Origin of the sequence: Microbacterium sp. MYb45, assembly GCF_002979655.1 — a bacterium.
Lineage (GTDB): Bacteria > Actinomycetota > Actinomycetes > Actinomycetales > Microbacteriaceae > Microbacterium.
Genome location: NZ_PCPG01000003.1, coordinates 92,561 through 109,943, shown reverse-complemented (window position 1 = coordinate 109,943; position 17,383 = coordinate 92,561). Strand labels below are relative to the sequence as shown.

Sequence of the window (17,383 nt, the reverse complement as noted above, 5' to 3'; positions counted from 1 at the left end):
TGCCACCCTCCACCGACACCGGGGGCGCGTTCCGCGACGACGATGCTCACCGTGCGGGTGCCGCCGTCGGCTCGCATCCGGAGCTCGCCCGCTCCGAGGCCGCGTGCCCCACGCCGGGACGCGCGTTCGTGGCACTGCGGCCCGCGTCGCGTGCACCCACAGTGCTGGCCGTCGATCCACGGAAGATGCGCGTCAGCATCCGGCGCACCGCTCCCGGGGGACGGGGCACGATCTGGTCGGCGTGCTCGATGAGCATGCGCCGCCGCGCGGCTGCGCGTTCCATCTCCTCCTGCTGGTAACCGGTGTACTGCTCGGTGAAAAACGTGTGCTCGAACATGGGGATCTCCTCGGCGGTGTGCGGTATCCCTACACTCCGCTCTGAGGTACCCCGCCGACATCGGACGGATTCCCTATCTTTCTGCCGCCGATGTCTAGGGATGCCGGCGTCTAGGAATCGCGAAGCTGCTCGCGATGCGACGCCATCAGGCTCATTCGCGGTGAAACTCAGACGCTCCAGATGCTGAGAGTCCGCCAGCTGTCAGGAAACCCCATCTCATTCGGAGAGCGCTGCGCATGCATGCCGAAAATACTGTCCATCTCGTCCACGACCCTTGCCACCCATCTGGCCCCGGGCGACGTGGTCTCGAGAATAGTTGCCACGACGGAAAGCGCGCCGAAGACGTCCTCGCTCTGACCTGCAGGGAGGGATTCGAGGCCAGAGACTGTTCTCATCGCGCTTGTGGCTGCCGGAACCAGTGTTCGATTCCACAACCGTCCGTGGTGCGCAGTGATGTTTCGTAGGACGGTCAACTGTTCGAGCCACCGGGCGAGCGGGTGGTTCTTGAGCGCCTTCCGTCGTTGCGAGCTGCCGAGCTGATCAAGGTCGAATTTGATTCCGAGACCCTCGGCGACCTTGTACTGATCCCCAGCCCGCAGCGCCTCGAACAGCATGGAGACGTCCGCGAAGTCGAGCACGTCGACGAGGACCCAAATGGGGATGTCGCCGCCATATCTGTCTGTGTGGTGGCGAATGTACGCGGAGCTTCGGGCAGTCCGCGCCACCCGGACCCTCGCCTTCGTCATCCAGGCCGCGTGATCGAATTCTGTGCGAAATGTCGTGGGGTCTTCGTGAGCGAGCGGGTCGCGCGCGCCGAGCACGTAGCTGACGTGACTCCGGAGCGCCACCTCGATCCGCTCGATACCGTCATAGACCAGTGTGCGGAGCTTCCGGTCGAACTCGTAAAGCGCGGTTACGGCAGAGAACGTCGTTCCCTCCTGGAACTCGTCAGCGCGCGCAAACGTGCCGTCCCTCGTAACCACAGCCCGATAGACATACCAGTACCCGCTCAATCGGTAGTAGTTGACTGCGCGGAGCCACCGTTCGGGCTCTCCATCGAGTTGCATGCCTCGGCTTTTCAGCAAGCTGATCTGCTCGTCGACCGTGAGGTATTACTTCAAGGGTGCCGTCACACCGATGATCTTGCCACCCCTAAAGAAATCCAGCCCACACCGGGAATCCGGGCGGGCTGAATGATTGACATCAATCTAGCACGTTGGGCTGACATCAAGCCCAGTACCTCATTCAGCGCTCGCTCGAAGCCCCCCCAACTAGGTGCGCGGCGACTCGGCGCGCAGCGGTGACCGCCGGGCCGAGGGGCGGGACTGCGACGGCACGAGGATCGCCAGCACCCGCACGAGCGTGGCCATCCACAGCAGTCCGAGCCCGACGACGACGGCTTCGAGGGCAGTGGCCGAGTACAGGCCGAACGGGACCCACAGCACGACGGCCACCACGATGAGCAGGCCGACGCCGACCGACGTGATCAGCAGCGCGCGGGGAGGAGCCGGGATCGCGGCCACGGTCGCGGCCGCAGACCCGAGGAACAGGACGAGCGTCGCGACGGCGGCGATGTCGTGCGGAAGGGGCACCCGGTGCAGGGGCAGCAGCCCGACGGCCGCGAGCGCGACACCGGCCGCCGCCCACAGCGCGACCACCACGGCGATGCGGCGCAGAGCGGAGTCGCCGAGCATCCGGTGCAGGTCGCGGCCGATGTACGAGCCGACGGTCGCGATCAGCAGGCCGGCCACGACGAGGGTGCCGTTGAACGCCCATCCCGACCCGAGCTGCGAGAAGTTCTCCTCCCACCAGCGCGGGTCGGCGGAGGTGACCATGGCGAAGAGCGTACCGATCACGAGGAATCCGAACAGGAGCGCGGACAGGTCGGCGGTGCGCAGCCCGATGCCGGCCCCAAAGGCGAAGCGACCGCCGACGGCCGAAGCGACGCCTGCGAGCAGACCACCGCCGACCGCCGCGAGCTGCAGCCCCTGAAGGCCGACGGCGAGGATCTCGGCCGTGAGCAGCACACCCATCAGCGTGACTGCGCCGAAGGCCACGGTGAGCGCGACGGTCGAGAGGCCGGAGACCACGGCCTGCCAGCGCGGCATCGGCCCGGTCTCCGCGCGACGGTGCATCAGCGTGCTCACGAGGAATGCGGCGGCCGCGACGATCCCGGCGATCGTTGCGACGGGCGCCGCCAACGACCCCGGACCGGTGAGCGGGCGCGCATCGCCACGCAGGAGCAGGATGCCGGCGACGGTGCCGACGACGAAGCAGATCACGGTCGCCCAGACGGCCCTCGTCTCGCCGCGCAGCTTCTCTTCCTGCTCCATGAGCCCATGCAAGCACGCACCTCGGACGCGCGGAAGATCCCGCGCACTCCGCCCGGCAGCTCAAGCCTGAGCTGGTCCGTCAGGCGTGCTGCAGAGCCTTGGGGGTGAAGTAGGCGACCTCTCCGGTCTCGTCCTCGATGCCGAAGATGAACTGCCCGGAGGGCGTCGCGCAGATGTCGATGACCTTCCCCCGTGAACGCGGGGTGATGACTTCGTCCCCCGGCTTGAATGTGGTCTTCGTCATGGCGCGAGCGTACAACGATGACGCGAGGCCCGGATGCCGAAACGGCATCCGGGCCTCGCGTCGGATTCGCGTCAGGCGTCGACGTCGCCGCGCCAGGATCCGGTCTCGACGCCGCGGCCCTCGATGAACTCCTTGAAGTTCTGCAGGTCCTTCTTGACGGCGTGACCGCCGGCGCCGACGAGGGAGCCGAGCTTCTCGAGCAGCCCCTCCGGCGCCCAGTCCAACTGCACCGTCACGCGGGTCGACGTGTCGTCGAGCTTGTGGAACGTCACCACACCGGCGTGCTCGGTCTCGCCGCCGGTGCTGTTCCACGCGACGCGCTCATCCGGGTGCTGCTCGGTGATCTCGGCGTCGAACTCGCGGGTCGCGCCGCCGACCTTCACCTTCCAATGCGTGTGCGTGTCGTCGATCTGAGTGATCGACTCGACCTCGTCGAGGAACTTCGGGAAGCTCTCGAACTGCGTCCACTGGTTGTACGCCGTGCGCACGGGGACGTCGACGTCGATGGTCTCGATGATCTGCACCATGTGATGCTCCTCACTTCTCGTCGTTCGTGTTCCTCCATTCAGCCCGGAACGGCGAGGATCGGCGACGGGGTTGACATCCGCATCGCCGGACGACGATCATCCGCGACACCACGGCACTACCGTTGAGGGCATGCGCATCCCCGCCGCGATCCGCGCCTCCCAGCGCTCTCCGCTGCTGCAGGTCGTGAAGTCGGCCGCGGCGACGATCGCCGCGTGGCTCATCGCCGGATGGGTGTTCCCCGCGCAGCTGCCGGTGTTCGCCGCGATCGCCGCGCTCCTGGTCGTGCAGCCCAGCGTGAACCAGTCACTGTCGAAGGCGCTCGAGCGCAGCATCGGTGTGATCGCCGGCGTCGTGATCGCCGTCGCACTCGGCCTGCTGCTGGGGTCGCCGAGCTGGATCGTGCTGCTCGCGATCGTCGTCGCGATGCTGGTCGCGTGGATCTTCCGGGCCTCCCCCGGCACCGGCAACCAGGTCGCGATCTCGGCGATGCTCGTGCTGGCGCTCGGATCGTCGAGCCCGGAGTATGCGTTCGCGCGCATCGTGGAGACCTTGATCGGGGTGGCGATCGGCATCGTCGTGAACGCGCTGATCGTGCCTCCGGTGCTGGTCGCCCCCGCTCGACGCGATGTCGGACTGCTCGGGCGGGAGCTCGCCGCCAGCCTCGACCGCCTGGCCGTCGCGCTGCCGGAGCCGCAGACGGCCGCACAGCTCCAGGAGCTGATGCTGGAGGTGCGGCTGCTGCGTCCGATGAAGGATGCCGCCGACGCCTCCATCGCCGCGGGCGAGGAGTCGCTCACCCTGAACCCGCGGCGCTCGACCCACCGCACCGAGCTGCAGGAGATGCGGGAGCTGCTCGAGCGTCTGTCGCCCATCGTGACCCAGACGATCGGCATGACCCGTGCATACTTCGACCACTACGACGACACGATCGGCGAAGAGCCCGCCGTCACCGCGATCGCCGAGCAGCTGCGGCGCGCCGGGCACGACGTGCGCCTGGCCGTGCAGATCGCCGAGGCGTCGCCCGAACCCGACACGATGACGTCCGCGATCCCCGCGCTCACCGCCCCACTCGTGATCCGACCGCCGTCATCGCAGCACTGGATCCTGATCGGCTCGCTCATGGAAGACCTCCGCCGGATCCGGGGCGAACTACTCGACGAGGACTGACCGACTCCGCCTACGCTGGTGGCATGTCCGACATGACCGTCGCGGAGGCCCTGGGCGAGCTCGCCGCACTGGAAGATCCGAAGATGCGCGCCGCCAACGAGAAGCGCGGCGACGACCACGGCATCAACCTCAGCCGGATGCGCGCGCTCGCGAAGCGGATCAAGACCGACCAGCCGCTCGCGGAAGAGCTCTGGGCGACCGGCGAGACCCCGGCGCGACTGCTGGCCCTGCTGATCTGCCGCCCCCGCGACTTCAGCGCCGACGAACTCGACGCCATGCTGCGCGAGACCCGCCCGCCGAAGGTCAACGACTGGTTCGTGAACTACGTCGCCAAGAAGACGCCGCTCGCGGAAGAGCTGCGGCTGCGTTGGTTCGACGACGCCGACCCCACGGTGGCCGCGGCCGCCTGGTCGCTCACGACCGTGCGCGTGATGAAGGACGCGGACGGCCTGGACCTGCCGCACCTGCTCGACCTCATCGAGCGGGATATGAAGGATGCGCCGTCGCGTCTGCAGTGGGCGATGAACGAGACCCTCGCCAACATCGGCATCTTCCACCCGGAGTACCGCGCGAGCGCGCTGGAGATCGGGGAGCGCCTGCAGGTCCTCGCGGACTACCCCACCGCGCCCGGCTGCACCTCGCCGTTCGCGCCGCTGTGGATCGGCGAGCTCGTGCGGCGCCGCGAGGGCTGAGCGCGTTCAGGGTTGCAGCGTGCTGCCACCCACCTGGCGCGAAGGAGATCTCACGCTCTGAAGGAGAGCATCCGGGATCCACTCCTTCATTGCGTGAGTTCTCCTTCGGAACTCGCTTGACCCGGCATCCGCCTCGGTGACGGCAGGCGTGTCCCGCCCCGATTCCGCATTTGAGCCAGTAACGTTATACACTTTATGAGTCGCGGGGGCTCTGGGGTGATCGCATGGGGCGGTCTCTGCCGCGCGCGACACGACCTGGGGAGCAACATGACCACGCAAGACGAACTGAACACACTCATCGCCGACATCGCGCGCGACATCAACGGCTTCATCGGCGCCTCCGTCGTCGATCTGGAGTCCGGGATGCCGCTCGCCTCGAGCTCGGTCCGACCGGACTTCGACCTCGACGTGGCGAGCGCGTACAACAGCGAGATCGTCAAGAACAAGATGCGCACGATCGAGGCGCTCGGCCTCGACGCGACCCTCGAGGACATGCTGCTCACGCTCGACACGCAGCTCCACCTGCTCAAGATGATCACCGACGAGATGTTCATCTATCTCGCTGCCGACCGCCAGGCGACCAACCTCGCGCTTCTCCGTTCTGCCGTCAACCGCCACGTGGCGGCCCTGAACACTTGACCAGGGAGGCCGTGCGCAGCGACGGCCTCGAGGAGATCTCGTGGGTGCGCTCCGCGTCGGTGGAGACACCGATGCGGCGCGCGCGCTGGCGGCACGTGAATCTGCCGAACCGTTACCGGCTCATCTTCGCCGGGCCGGTCGGGGCGGGGAAGACGACGGCTGTCCGGGCGCTGAGTGACGTCCCGCCGGTCGACACCGACGTTCCCATCTCGGCCGGATCGGCGGAGTACGGCGACGGCGAGAAGACCACCACCACGGTGGGCCTCGACTACGGCGCGTGGAAACCCACGCCCGAGATCGCCGTCACGCTCATCGGGGTTCCCGGGCAAGACCGCTTCGCTCCCGCCCGCCGCAGATCCTCGACGGCAGACACGCGCATCCTGCTCTGGCTTCGTGCCGACCGGCCACACCTCGCCGCCGATGCCGCCACATGGATTCCGCGGTTCGCCGGCGACGGCCAACGAATGGTCATCGCGGTGAGCCACTGTGAGGAAGAGGCGCTGCCCACGGTGCGCCAGGAGCTCACCGAGGTCCTGGCGCGATACGGCATCTCCCCGAACCGCGTTCATGTCGCCGACGCGCGCGATCGCGACAGCGTGATGCGAGTCGCCTGCGTGGCCCTTGATCTTCCGGAAGAAGAGTCGTGAACACACACAACCGAACAGACCACCCCCCTCTCTCCCACGACGCTGCACATCGGCACGACGCGACCTACGGTGGCGACCCCGTGCTCATGCATCCGGAGATCGCGGCGCACTGGGAGCTCTGGTCGAGCGTGGTGAGCCAGGCCGCTCTCACCCGACTGCGTCATCTCCAAGAGCGCTTCCCGGAGCTGACGACGGCTGTCCTCTCGACCGCCGACGGCCTGCACATCGCCTCCGTCGGCGCACGGGACGAGACGGGAGAGCGGCTGGCGGCGATCAACGGTTCGCTGTTCGGCGTAGCCAGGGCCGAGGCCGAGATCATCTCCGGGGGAACCGAACCGAGCCTGTCGGCCGTCGTGTCGGTGTCGATCGGTCAGAGCCAGCTCTCGTTGCTCAGCTTCGTCCTGGCGCCCTACGGCCAGTTGCTCCTGTCGGTGTCGGCGGCCGGAGTCCAGGTCGGCACCGTGATCGTGCAGGCGCGCTCGGCGGCGTACGAGCTCATCACCGCGCTCGGGCTCGCCGGAACCCCCGGCTGAGGCATGGGGTCGCTGGCTACGCTGGGGCGATGAGCACGCACATCGCCGCTGAGCCCGGCCAGATCGCCCCCATCGTCCTGTTTCCCGGCGACCCGCTGCGAGCGAAGTGGATCGCCGAGACGTTCCTCGAGAACGCCGAGCTGTACACCGAGACGCGCGGCATGCTGGGCTTCACCGGCACGTGGGAGGGGCACCGCATCTCGGTGCAGGGTTCCGGCATGGGCCAGCCGTCGATGGCGATCTACGCCAACGAGCTGTTCGACTCCTACGACGTGCAGACGATCGTGCGGGTCGGGTCGTGCGGGGCGCTGACCGAGCGCGTCAAGGTGCGCGACATCATCATCGCCAACGGGGCTTCCACGGATTCCGGCATCAACCGCGTGCGCTTCCACGGACTCGACTACGCGCCGGTCGCGGACTTCGGGCTCCTGCGCGCGGCGGTGGAGGCGAGCGAGGCGGAAGACCTCGAGTCGACCGTGCACGTCGGGCAGCTGTTCTCGAGCGACCAGTTCTACAGCACCCGCCCCGAGCTCACGGAGCCGTTCGTGCAGCACGGCATCCTGGGCGTCGAGATGGAGGCGGCCGGGCTCTACACCCTCGCGGCCTACTACCGTCGGCGCGCACTCGCCATCTGCACGGTCAGCGACCACATCGTCACGGGCGAGGAGACCACGGCGCAGGAGCGCGAGCAGACCTTCGGCGACATGATCCGCATCGCCCTGCGCGCCGCCACCGCAGTCTGAACCGGTCTGGCCCGTCCTCGCGGATGGGATGATCGAGGGACCATGACTTCCTCTCCGCGGCTCGATCCCGCCCTCGTTCCGGACGCCGCGGATCCGGATGCCGTCTACCTCGCCTTCGTCGAGTGGGCGGAGTCGACCGGCATCAGCCTCTATCCCGCGCAGGACGAGGCGGTCATCGAGATCGTCTCCGGCAACAACCTGATCCTCTCGACGCCCACGGGCACCGGCAAGTCGCTCGTGGCGATCGGCGCGCACTTCGCCGCCCTCGTCGCCGGACGCCGCAGCTACTACACCGCTCCCATCAAAGCCCTGGTGAGCGAGAAGTTCTTCGCACTGGTCGATGTGTTCGGCGCCGAGAACGTCGGCATGGTCACGGGTGATTCCTCGGTCAACGCCGACGCCCCGATCATCTGCTGCACCGCCGAGATCCTCGCCAACCTCTCGTTGCGTCAGGGCACGGATGCCGACGTCGGACAGGTCGTGATGGACGAGTTCCACTTCTACGCCGACCCCGACCGCGGGTGGGCGTGGCAGGTTCCGCTGCTCGAGCTGCCGCAGGCGCAGTTCATCCTGATGTCGGCAACCCTCGGCGACGTCACCGAGCTGGCTGCCGACCTCACCCGCCGCACCGGTCGCGAGACGGCGACGGTCACGGGCGTCGAGCGTCCCGTCCCTCTGCACTTCTTCTACGAGACGACCCCGATCCACGAGACCATCGACGACCTGCTGAACACCGGGCAGGCGCCGATCTACGTCGTGCACTTCTCGCAGGCGGCGGCGATGGAGCGTGCGCAGGCACTGTCGAGCACGAAGGTCGCCACGCGCGAGCAGCGGGACGAGATCGCGGCGCTGATCGCCGAGTTCCGCTTCACGACCGCATTCGGCAAGACGCTCTCACGCTTCCTCCGCGCCGGGATCGGCGTGCACCACGCCGGGATGCTGCCGAAGTATCGGCGCCTCGTCGAGCAGCTCGCCCAACGCGGACTGCTGCGCGTGATCTGCGGCACCGACACTCTCGGCGTCGGCATCAACGTGCCGATCCGCACGGTGCTGCTCACTGCGCTCACCAAGTTCGACGGCACGCGGATGCGGCAGCTGAACGCCCGCGAGTTCCATCAGATCGCCGGACGTGCAGGACGAGCGGGATACGACACCGCCGGCACCGTGGTCGCCCAAGCCCCTGAGCACGAGAGCGAGAACGTCGCCGCGGTCAAGAAGGCCGGCGACGACCCGAAGAAGAAGCGCAAGATCGTGCGCAAGAAGGCGCCAGACGGCTTCGTCTCGTGGGGCGAGCCGTCTTTCCGCAAGCTCATCGACGCGGTGCCGGAGACCCTGACCTCGCACATGCAGATCACGAGCGCCATGATGCTGAACGTGATCGCCCGTGGTGGCGACGTCTTCGCGAATATGCGCGCGCTCGTATACGACAATCACGAGCCGCGGAAACGCCAGCGCGAGCTCGCGCTCCGAGCCATCGGCATCTACCGCACGCTCCGCGAATCCGGCATCGTCGAGAAGACTCCGGAGGGCGACATCCGCCTGACGGTCGACCTGCAGCCGAACTTCGCGCTCAACCAGCCGCTGTCGCCGTTCGCTCTCGCGGCGTTCGAGCTGCTCGATCCCGATCCGGCCGCCGGCACGGGCACCCGCTCCTACGCGCTCGACATGATCTCGATCGTCGAGGCCACGCTCGACGATCCGCGTGCCGTGCTCAGTCAGCAGGAGTTCCTCGCCCGCGGTGAGGCGGTCGCCGCGATGAAGTCGGAGGGCATCGAGTACGACGAGCGGATGGAGCTGCTCGAGCAGATCACGTATCCGAAGCCGCTCGACGAGCTGCTGACGGCCGCGTTCGAGACGTTCAGCGCCGCTCAGCCGTGGATCCGCGACTTCGAACTGCACCCCAAGTCGGTCGTACGCGACATGTACGAGCGGGCCATGTCGTTCGGGGAATATGTCGCCTACTACAAGATCGCCCGCTCCGAGGGCGTGGTCCTGCGCTATCTCTCCGACGCCTACCGTGCGGCATCCCAGACCATCCCGGAAGAGCTCAAGGACGAGGACCTGCGCGACCTCATCGAGTGGCTCGGCGAGCTCGTCCGCCAGGTCGACTCCAGCCTGCTCGACGAGTGGGAGGAGCTGATCGCCGGGGTCGACAACGGCCGCTTCGATCCGCACGCCCCCGACGAGCCGATCGTCCCGCCCGCGCCGAAGCGCCTCACGAGCAACATCCGCGCCTTCCGCATCCTGGTGCGCAACGAGCTGTTCCGCCGCGTGCAGCTCGCGGCGCGAGAAGACGTGACCGCCCTCGCCGAACTCGATCCCGGCTTCGGCGCCGATGCCTGGTCGGACGCGCTCGACGGCTACTACGACGACCACGACGAGATCCTCACCGGCGCAGACGCACGCAGCTCGAAGCTGCTGATCCTCACCGAGAGCACCACCTCGTGGACCGCGCGACAGATCTTCGACGACCCCGCCGGCGACCACGACTGGGGTATCACCGCGACGATCGACCTCGCCGCATCCGACGAAGCGGGTCAGGCCGTCGTCACCGTGACAGGCGTCGACCGGCTGTAGCGCTCCGCGGCCCGCGAACGCCTGGGGCGGAGACCTCCTGTGCGGGCGGATGCTTCGCGCGAGAATCTCCTCCCGATCCGGAGCTCACCGCCCGAGGGCGAAGAGCCCCCGACGCACGATGGCCCGGACCGCACGCATCGCGCGCAAGGTCCGGGCCCCCGGCACGGCGCTCAGGCGAAGGCGTCGGGGTACAGCGCCTGCGCGATCCTGTGGACGACCGAGATGTTCCCGAGCGTGCCGGGGAAGGTGTCCGAGGTGGAGATGGCGATCAGCCGCTCCTCCTGCACCGCCGGCATATCCGGGAACGTCGCAGTGAGGTACGCGCGCGCGGCGGCCTCGTGCGCGGGGTCGGTCGCGGCGAAGACGAGTGCGTCCGGGGCCGCGGCCGCGAGCGCCTCCGGGGTGATCTCGGCGGCGAAGAAGTCGGCGAAGGCCGGGTCCTCCGGGGTGAACACGGCCTCGGCGCCCGCACGCCGCAGGATGTCGTACTCGATGCCCGCGCCGATCGCGGTCAGAGTCGTGCCGTCGACGTACACCTGCGCCACGCGCAGCCGCTCGTCGACCTCCTCGACAGCCGCATCGACCTCGGCGAGGTCGGCCTCCGCGTCCTCGATGAGCGCCGCAGCCTCCTGCTCGACGCCGAAGATCGCGCCGAGGTTCTCGAGGTCGCCGAAGAGGTCGTCGACGGTTCCCTCCATGCGCCGATCGAAGCAGCCGCCGGTGGCGACGTAGGCGGCGACCCCCGCCTCTTCGAGCTGCTCGAGGCTCGCGAACCCCTGCTCCGCGGTGAACTCGTAGGTCGTCGGCGAGTACACGAAGTCGGGCTCGGCGGCGAGCAGGGTCTCGCGGTTCGGCGGGGTGTCGGCGCCGAGCACCGGGATCCCTTCCGCGAGGGCGGCGACGTCGTCCGGCAAGGCCTGCACGGTCGCCTGCGCCTGCCCGACGAGACGATCCGCCAGGCCGAGGCGCAGCAGCGACTCGGTCTGCGACGGGTGCAGGCCGACCACGGCGGACGGAGGCTCCGGCACGACGACGCTCCGTCCGCAGTTCTCGATCGTGACGGCCGTATCCGCCGATTGCGTGGGCGCGGCCGCGGTGACGCCTGTGCCGCAGCCGGTCAGGCCGAGGAGGGTCGCCCCTCCGAGCGCCGTCACGAGAATGCGGGCGGATCGATTTCGGGATGTCATTCGGTTCTCCTCGGTGATGCCGACGGGCGGGTCCCGTCGAAGGGGGTTCGGGGGTGGAATGTCATTGCACGGGCGCCGGTGCCCTCTTCGCGGGCAACGCGGGCGGTCACGCGGAACACGTCGCTCACCAGCTCCGGGGTCAGCACGGTGTCCGCCGCCCCGAAGGCGACCAGCCGCCCCTCGTCGAGCACGGCGATGTCATCGCAGAACGACGCCGCGATGTTCAGGTCATGCAGCGCGGCGACCACCGTTTTTCCCAGGCCGGAGACGACGCGCATCAGGTCGAGCTGGTGGGCGATGTCGAGGTGGTTGGTCGGCTCGTCGAGGATGAGGATCTCGCCGTCCTGCGCGAGAGCCCGCGCCAACATCACCCGCTGCCGCTGCCCGCCGGAGAGCTGACGCATCAGCCGGTCGCCGAGGTCGGCGACATCCGCCGCACGGAGGGACTCATCGACGATGCGATGGTCGTCGGGAGAATCACGCGTGAACGGTGGACGATGCGGGGCGCGGCCGACGAGCACGGTCTCGCGCACCGTGAGGTCGAACTCGGACGGCGCGTCCTGCAGCATCACCGAGACGGTCCGGGCCAGCGCCCTCGGAGCGAACCCCGCCACGTCGGCGCCATCGACGGTGACGTGTCCGCGCAGGGGCCGTCGTCCGGAGAAGAGCGTGCGCAGCAGAGTCGACTTGCCGCTGCCGTTGGGGCCGACGAGACCGACGATCCTGCCGATGCCGATCGTCAGGTCGACCCCGTGGAGCACGGTTCGGTTCCCGCGCGCGACGTCGACGCCGTGGAAGGCGATGGTCATCGGTCGATCCCCGCCTTCTCGCCGCCGCGGCGCATCAGCCACAGGAAGAACGGTGCGCCGACGAATGCGGTCAGGATGCCGAGGGGGATCTCCGACGGAGCCGCCACCGTGCGCGCCAGCAGGTCGGCGACCATCAGGAAGAGCATCCCCGCGAGAACGGTGATCGGGAGCATCCGACGGTGGTCCGAGCCGACGAGGATCCGAGCGACGTGCGGCACGACGAGCCCGACGAAGCCGATCCCTCCGCTCACAGCGACGATCGCCCCGGTGAGCAGCGACGCGATGACGAGGAGCAGCGCACGCAGCCGCGTCGTGCGCACGCCGACCGCGAGTGCCGACTCGTCGCCGGCGAGGAGCGCGTTCATCTGCCGAGCGAGGCCGAACACCGCGAGGCCGGCGATGATGAGCGCGATCGCCGGGATCAGCAGTGACGACATGGTCGCCGCCGACACGCTTCCGAGCAGGAAGAACATCACGCTCACGACGTTCTGCGCGTCGGTGGTGATGGTGAGGTAGCTCGTCACCGCGCTCAGGAGTGAACCGAGCGCCACCCCGGCGAGGATCATCCTGGTCGGGGAGAGTTCCCCTCGGCGCCGGGCGAGGAGGGCCACGAGGACGCACGCGACCACGGCTCCGAGGAAGGCGGCACCGCTCATCGTGAGTCCGGCGAGGGCGACCCCTCCGGAGACGATGACGAGCACGGCACCGACGCTCGCCCCCGAGGAGACACCGAGGATGTAGGGCTCGGCGAGCGGGTTGCGGACGACGACCTGCATGATCGCCCCGGCCAGCGCGAGTCCGGCACCGGCGAGCCCGGCGAGGAGGGCACGGGGCAGGCGGAACTGCCACACCGCCTGGTCCTGCAGCGTCGACAGACTGCCGTCCGACATCCACGGCATCCCGGGAACGAGGTGTCCGATCACGATGCGCGCCGCCTCGTCCACACTCACGGCGACCGGTCCGGTTGCGGCGGAGACGACGAGCACGAGAAGGATCGCGGCGATCAGCGCGAGAACCGGGGTCGTCGGCGCGACGGTCGACCACGACTGCCGCGAAGGACGGCTGCTCCGCGCGGCCGGCGCGGGCGGTGATGCACGGTCGAGGTCGCCGGCGAGCGCGGCGGAGGACGAAGGAGGCATGAGCAGCATGCTAGTAGATATTGAGAATCGTTATCATCTAGGGTCGAAGTCGTCCCTGAACATCCACCCGCCGGAGGCCCGCCGTGATGATCGTGCCCGAGCTGTGGCGAGAGGCCCGAGCCTTCCCCCGCGAGTTGGCCACAAGCACCGTCCTGCTCCTTCTCGTCTTCGCCACCTATCTCGTGCAGGCCGGAGCGCTGGCGGTGTCGCTGGCGGCGTTCGTCGGCGGCGATGTGCGCACAGCGCTCCTCGGCGGGGCGGTGATCCTCGCCGTGAGCGTCATCCGCATCCTCCTGTCACTGGCGAAGGCGGGCTCTGCCGCCGCGCTGGGCGGCCGAGTGCGCGAGCATCTTCGCGGTCGGGCGATCACCGCGGCGCTCACGCCCGCCCGGCTGCACGACCCCGCAGTGCGCGACGGGTCGGTGCAGGCGACTCTGGGAGAGGGGATCGACGGCACCGACGCGTACGTGTCGAAGTACGTCCCCGCGGTCGTGCTGCTGGCGGTCGGCAGTGTGGCGGCGGTCGGACTGCTGGCTGCTGTCTCGCTGCCGGCGGCCGCCTGCGTGACGGTCGGGATTCTCGTGGCCGTGCTCGGCCCGATGGCGTGGCAGCGGATGCTCGCAGGTCGTGGCGTAGACCACTGGGACACCTATGAGGCACTCGGGGATGACCTGCTCGAGTCGTTGCGCGGCATGGCCACGCTACGCACCCTGGGCGATGTCACCGGGACCCGCGAGCGGCTGCGCGAGCGCTCGGAGGCCCTGCGGAGCGCGACCGAGCGGGTGATGCGATCGTCTCTGGTGACGACCGCCGTGACCGACTTCGCCGTGCAGGCCGGGTACGTCGCGGCCGTCTTCGTGGCGGTCTGGGATGTGATGACCGGCGCCGCGCCCCGGGGCGAGGTCTACGCGATCCTGCTGCTGTCGTCCGAGGCGTTCCGCCCCGTGCGTGACCTCTCGCGGCACTGGCACGCGGGGTTCCTCGGCCTGACCGCCGTGCCGGGTCTCGTCGCACTGGGCGCGTTCGGCCCCCGCGGATCGCGTGCAGATGCGGATGCGGATGCCGGCGCGATGAGCGAGGTCTCCGGCGTCGCAACCACCCCCCGGGTGCTGCGGGTGTCGAACCTCACATATCGCTACCCGGGTGCCGACCACGACGTGCTGCTCGGCATCGACCTCCAGGTGGAGGTGGGCGCGGTGCATGCGATCGTCGGTGCGTCGGGGTCGAGCAAGTCGACCCTGTTCGATCTCCTGCTCGGATTCCTCACGCCCACCACGGGCACGATCGACCTGGACGGGCTCCCGCTGCGAGCGAGCGACATCGCCGTGGTCTCGCAGCGGCCCGTGCTCTTCTCCGGGACCATCCGGCAGAACGTGAACCTCGTCGGAGCCGACGACCGCGAGGTGGAGGCCGCGTGCGCCGCCGCCGGCATCCTGGCCGAGATCCGCGCGATACCCGGTGGCTTCGACGCGCCGGTCTCCGAGGCCGGGACGAGCCTCTCCGGCGGGCAGCGGCAGCGGCTGGCACTGGCCAGGGCGCTCCTGGCGCAGCGACCCGTGCTCCTGGTCGACGAACCGACGAGCGCACTCGACGACCGCGGAGCGCAGACGGTCGCGGAGACGCTGGAGCGGGTCGCCGCGGAGCGGATCGTCCTCATGATCAGCCACCGGACCGAAGCTCTCGAGCGCGTGACGTCGGTGCGCCGACTCGATGCCGGGATGCTGCAGGAGGTACGGACGTGACGGCTGCAGGGACCACGGCTGTGTTCACCGCCCTCCTCCCCCCACTGCGGCCCGAGTGGCGGCGGATCGCCGGAATCTACGTGCTCAGCACGACGAGCACGCTGGCACTGGCCGCCATCGCGGTGCTGTCGGCACTCGGTGTCGGCCAGGCCGTCGCGCTCGGCGTCTGGCCGACCGCGGCATGGTGGGCGGGGCTCGTGGTGCTAGTGCTGCTGCGCGCCGTGCTCACGTGGCGGGAGATGGACGTGTCGCATGCGCTCGCGTACCGGGTTCTCGCGCGGCTTCGCGGGGCGCTCTTCGACGCGTACGCCCGGAGTGTCCCCGGTCGTCGGCGAGAGCACTCCGGTCGCGCGGCCTCCGTGGCGATGACCGACATCGAGAAGCTGGAGTTCTTCTACGCCCACACCATCGCCCAGATCGGCGCCTCGCTCACGCTGTTCCTCGTCGCCCTGATCGGAACCGCGTGGGTCATGCCCACCGCGTCGGCGGTCGTCCTGCTCGGCGGCGCGCTCGTCGCGTCCACCGCGCTGTGGGGCGCCCGTCCGGTACGCCGGCTCGGGGCCGCGGAACAGGCGGAGCGCGAAGAGCAGGCGGAGCGTCTGGTCGACGCACTCGGTGCGATGCGGGAGATCCTCGCCTACGGACTGCGGGCGAGGATCGTGCGCGACACGGTGGCCCGCACGCGTCGCGCCGCCCGCACCTCGCTCCGCAGGGCGCTGCTCGGCGAGGCCGTCGACGGAGCCCGCGAACTCGTGCTCACCGCGGTCGTCATCGGAATCCTGCTGGCGGCCGTCGTCGCGAGCGGAGGAGCCGATGCGCGCACGCCGAGCCCGCAGATCGCCGGGATGCTTCCCGCCGTCATCGCCCTCGGCATCGCAGGAGTGGCCGCCATCGGCGAGGCGAGCCACACCCTCACCGAACTGCACCCGCTCACCGCGAGTGCCCGGCGCGTGACAGCGGCGCTCACCCGTCCGGCCGTCGTGACGATGGCCCTCGAGCCGCACCCGCTCCCGCACGGTCCGCTCGGCATCCGCTTCGACGCGGTCTCCTTCTCGTATGACGACGCGACGGACGCGCTGCGTGCCTGGTCGATGGAGCTCGCTCCGGGAGAGCACGTCGGTCTCGCCGGAGCATCAGGTGCCGGTAAGAGCACGGTGATCGCCCTGGCCGCGCGCCTCTGGGATCCCTCGTCCGGCAGCATCTCCCTGATCGACGCCGACGGCGGTCGGCATCCGCTTCCCGAGATCGCCGACGAGGATCTCCGCCGCGCCGTCGCTTTCGTGGAGCAGGATGCGCGACTGTTCTACGGGACGGTCAGGGACAACCTGCTCCGCGGCGCAGAGTACCGCGAAGACACCGCTCTTCAGGAAGCCCTCGCGCGGGTGGGCGTCGACGACGACATCAGGCTCGACGACCGGATCGGCGAGCACGGAGTCCGCCTCTCCGGGGGGCAGCGTGCACGGCTGGCCCTCGCCAGAGCGCTGGTACGGGACCCGCGGATCCTCGTCGTCGATGAGGTCACCGCGAGCCTCGACCCCGACACCGAGGCGCGGATCTCGGACGTGCTCGCGGAGTTCGACGGCACACTGCTCGTCGCCTCGCATCGGAGGGAGACGCTGGAGCGGCTGCCCCGCGTCGTCCGACTCCGCGTCAGGCCTGCATGACCGCGAGCACGTTCCCGGCGGGGTCGCGGAACCACGCGATGTCCGGGCCCTGCCCGTTGCCGCGCACGATGCCGCGCGCATCGGAGGGGAACTCCTCGTCGCTGTAGATCTTGGTCTGCACGCCGCGCGCGATGAGCTCGTCCACCGCGGCGTCGACATCCGCCACCGGGAAGTTCAGGATCGTGAAGCTCGCCGGCGTGTGGTTCGGCTTCGCGTACACGAGGATCGACCCGCCGCTCGGCAGCCGCAGGTCGAGGAACCCCATCGCGTTGACCTCGACGTCAAGGCCGAGCGTCGTGCCGTAGAACTCTTTCGCCGCGTCGATGTCGTCGACGCTGAATCCGCTGAATGCGTTGTCCGCTGTGAAGGCCGCCATGACTCCATGGTCCGCCGTCGCCCGGC

Annotated in this window: 18 protein-coding genes; 9 read left to right on the top strand and 9 right to left on the bottom strand. The window is 69.2% G+C overall.

Annotation, left to right across the window (positions count from 1 at the left end):
* Positions 1-46: 46 nt before the first annotated feature.
* The 5 genes from CQ034_RS19565 to CQ034_RS08375 form a co-directional block, all read right to left on the bottom strand.
* Positions 47-337 carry a hypothetical protein gene (locus CQ034_RS19565; protein ID WP_181156255.1) on the bottom strand — a complete coding sequence of 97 codons (291 nt, stop codon included), beginning with the start codon at positions 335-337 and terminating at the stop codon, positions 47-49.
* A 167-nt stretch (positions 338-504) separates the two neighbouring features.
* Positions 505-1,404 (bottom strand): Abi family protein, encoded by a 900-nt coding sequence (locus CQ034_RS08390; RefSeq protein ID WP_105710677.1) that lies wholly within the window; start codon positions 1,402-1,404, stop codon positions 505-507.
* Between the two features lie 204 nt (positions 1,405-1,608).
* Positions 1,609-2,670: a DUF998 domain-containing protein gene (locus CQ034_RS08385; protein WP_258134142.1), complete on the bottom strand. Its 1,062-nt coding sequence runs from the start codon at positions 2,668-2,670 to the stop codon at positions 1,609-1,611.
* A 79-nt stretch (positions 2,671-2,749) separates the two neighbouring features.
* Positions 2,750-2,914 carry a hypothetical protein gene (locus tag CQ034_RS19560; protein WP_168380842.1) on the bottom strand — a complete coding sequence of 55 codons (165 nt, stop codon included), beginning with the start codon at positions 2,912-2,914 and terminating at the stop codon, positions 2,750-2,752.
* 71 nt (positions 2,915-2,985) lie between these two features.
* Positions 2,986-3,441: an SRPBCC family protein gene (locus CQ034_RS08375; RefSeq protein ID WP_029261433.1), complete on the bottom strand. Its 456-nt coding sequence runs from the start codon at positions 3,439-3,441 to the stop codon at positions 2,986-2,988.
* A gap of 130 nt (positions 3,442-3,571) precedes the next feature.
* On the opposite strand from CQ034_RS08375, the gene CQ034_RS08370 reads away from it, so the two are divergent.
* The 7 genes from CQ034_RS08370 to CQ034_RS08340 all read left to right on the top strand — a co-directional run bounded on the left by CQ034_RS08370 (position 3,572) and on the right by CQ034_RS08340 (position 10,440).
* A complete protein-coding gene (locus CQ034_RS08370; RefSeq protein ID WP_105710675.1) occupies positions 3,572-4,609 on the top strand; it encodes an aromatic acid exporter family protein in 1,038 nt (345 codons plus the stop codon).
* A 23-nt stretch (positions 4,610-4,632) separates the two neighbouring features.
* Positions 4,633-5,301 (top strand): DNA alkylation repair protein, encoded by a 669-nt coding sequence (locus CQ034_RS08365; RefSeq protein WP_105710674.1) that lies wholly within the window; start codon positions 4,633-4,635, stop codon positions 5,299-5,301.
* Positions 5,302-5,568: 267 nt separating this feature from the next.
* Positions 5,569-5,940, top strand: coding sequence for a hypothetical protein (locus tag CQ034_RS08360; protein WP_105710673.1), 372 nt, complete (start codon positions 5,569-5,571; stop codon positions 5,938-5,940).
* A complete protein-coding gene (locus CQ034_RS08355; protein ID WP_146114819.1) occupies positions 5,937-6,587 on the top strand; it encodes a hypothetical protein in 651 nt (216 codons plus the stop codon). The genes CQ034_RS08360 and CQ034_RS08355 overlap by 4 nt, the downstream gene beginning before the upstream one ends.
* A complete protein-coding gene (locus CQ034_RS08350) occupies positions 6,584-7,120 on the top strand; it encodes a roadblock/LC7 domain-containing protein (protein WP_051662392.1) in 537 nt (178 codons plus the stop codon). Before CQ034_RS08355 ends, CQ034_RS08350 begins: the two co-directional genes overlap by 4 nt.
* Positions 7,121-7,149: 29 nt before the next feature.
* Positions 7,150-7,863 (top strand): purine-nucleoside phosphorylase, encoded by a 714-nt coding sequence (gene deoD / locus CQ034_RS08345; protein ID WP_105710671.1) that lies wholly within the window; start codon positions 7,150-7,152, stop codon positions 7,861-7,863.
* Between the two features lie 42 nt (positions 7,864-7,905).
* A complete protein-coding gene (locus CQ034_RS08340; protein WP_105710670.1) occupies positions 7,906-10,440 on the top strand; it encodes an RNA helicase in 2,535 nt (844 codons plus the stop codon).
* Between the two features lie 170 nt (positions 10,441-10,610).
* On the opposite strand, the gene CQ034_RS08335 is transcribed toward CQ034_RS08340, so the two are convergent.
* Genes CQ034_RS08335 through CQ034_RS08325 form a run of 3 tightly spaced genes read right to left on the bottom strand, consistent with a single transcriptional unit; the run spans position 10,611 to position 13,575 of the window.
* Positions 10,611-11,627 (bottom strand): ABC transporter substrate-binding protein, encoded by a 1,017-nt coding sequence (locus tag CQ034_RS08335; protein WP_105710669.1) that lies wholly within the window; start codon positions 11,625-11,627, stop codon positions 10,611-10,613.
* Positions 11,624-12,436: an ABC transporter ATP-binding protein gene (locus tag CQ034_RS08330; protein ID WP_029261415.1), complete on the bottom strand. Its 813-nt coding sequence runs from the start codon at positions 12,434-12,436 to the stop codon at positions 11,624-11,626. Before CQ034_RS08330 ends, CQ034_RS08335 begins: the two co-directional genes overlap by 4 nt.
* Entirely contained in the window at positions 12,433-13,575 is a 1,143-nt protein-coding gene (locus tag CQ034_RS08325; protein WP_105710816.1) for an iron ABC transporter permease, read from the bottom strand. Before CQ034_RS08325 ends, CQ034_RS08330 begins: the two co-directional genes overlap by 4 nt.
* 86 nt (positions 13,576-13,661) lie before the next feature.
* Between CQ034_RS08325 and CQ034_RS19830 the strand changes: the two genes are divergently transcribed.
* Together CQ034_RS19830 and CQ034_RS08315 are read left to right on the top strand one after the other, a co-directional pair.
* Positions 13,662-15,317, top strand: coding sequence for an ATP-binding cassette domain-containing protein (locus CQ034_RS19830; protein WP_105710668.1), 1,656 nt, complete (start codon positions 13,662-13,664; stop codon positions 15,315-15,317).
* The gene (locus CQ034_RS08315) at positions 15,314-16,981 is read left to right on the top strand and encodes an ABC transporter ATP-binding protein (protein WP_258134141.1); all 1,668 of its coding nucleotides are present in this window, start codon (positions 15,314-15,316) and stop codon (positions 16,979-16,981) included. The genes CQ034_RS19830 and CQ034_RS08315 overlap by 4 nt, the downstream gene beginning before the upstream one ends.
* Here the strand turns inward: CQ034_RS08315 and CQ034_RS08310 are convergent.
* The gene (locus CQ034_RS08310) at positions 16,968-17,357 is read right to left on the bottom strand and encodes a VOC family protein (RefSeq protein ID WP_029261411.1); all 390 of its coding nucleotides are present in this window, start codon (positions 17,355-17,357) and stop codon (positions 16,968-16,970) included. The genes CQ034_RS08315 and CQ034_RS08310 overlap by 14 nt on opposite strands.
* Between the last annotated feature and the right edge of the window lie 26 nt (positions 17,358-17,383).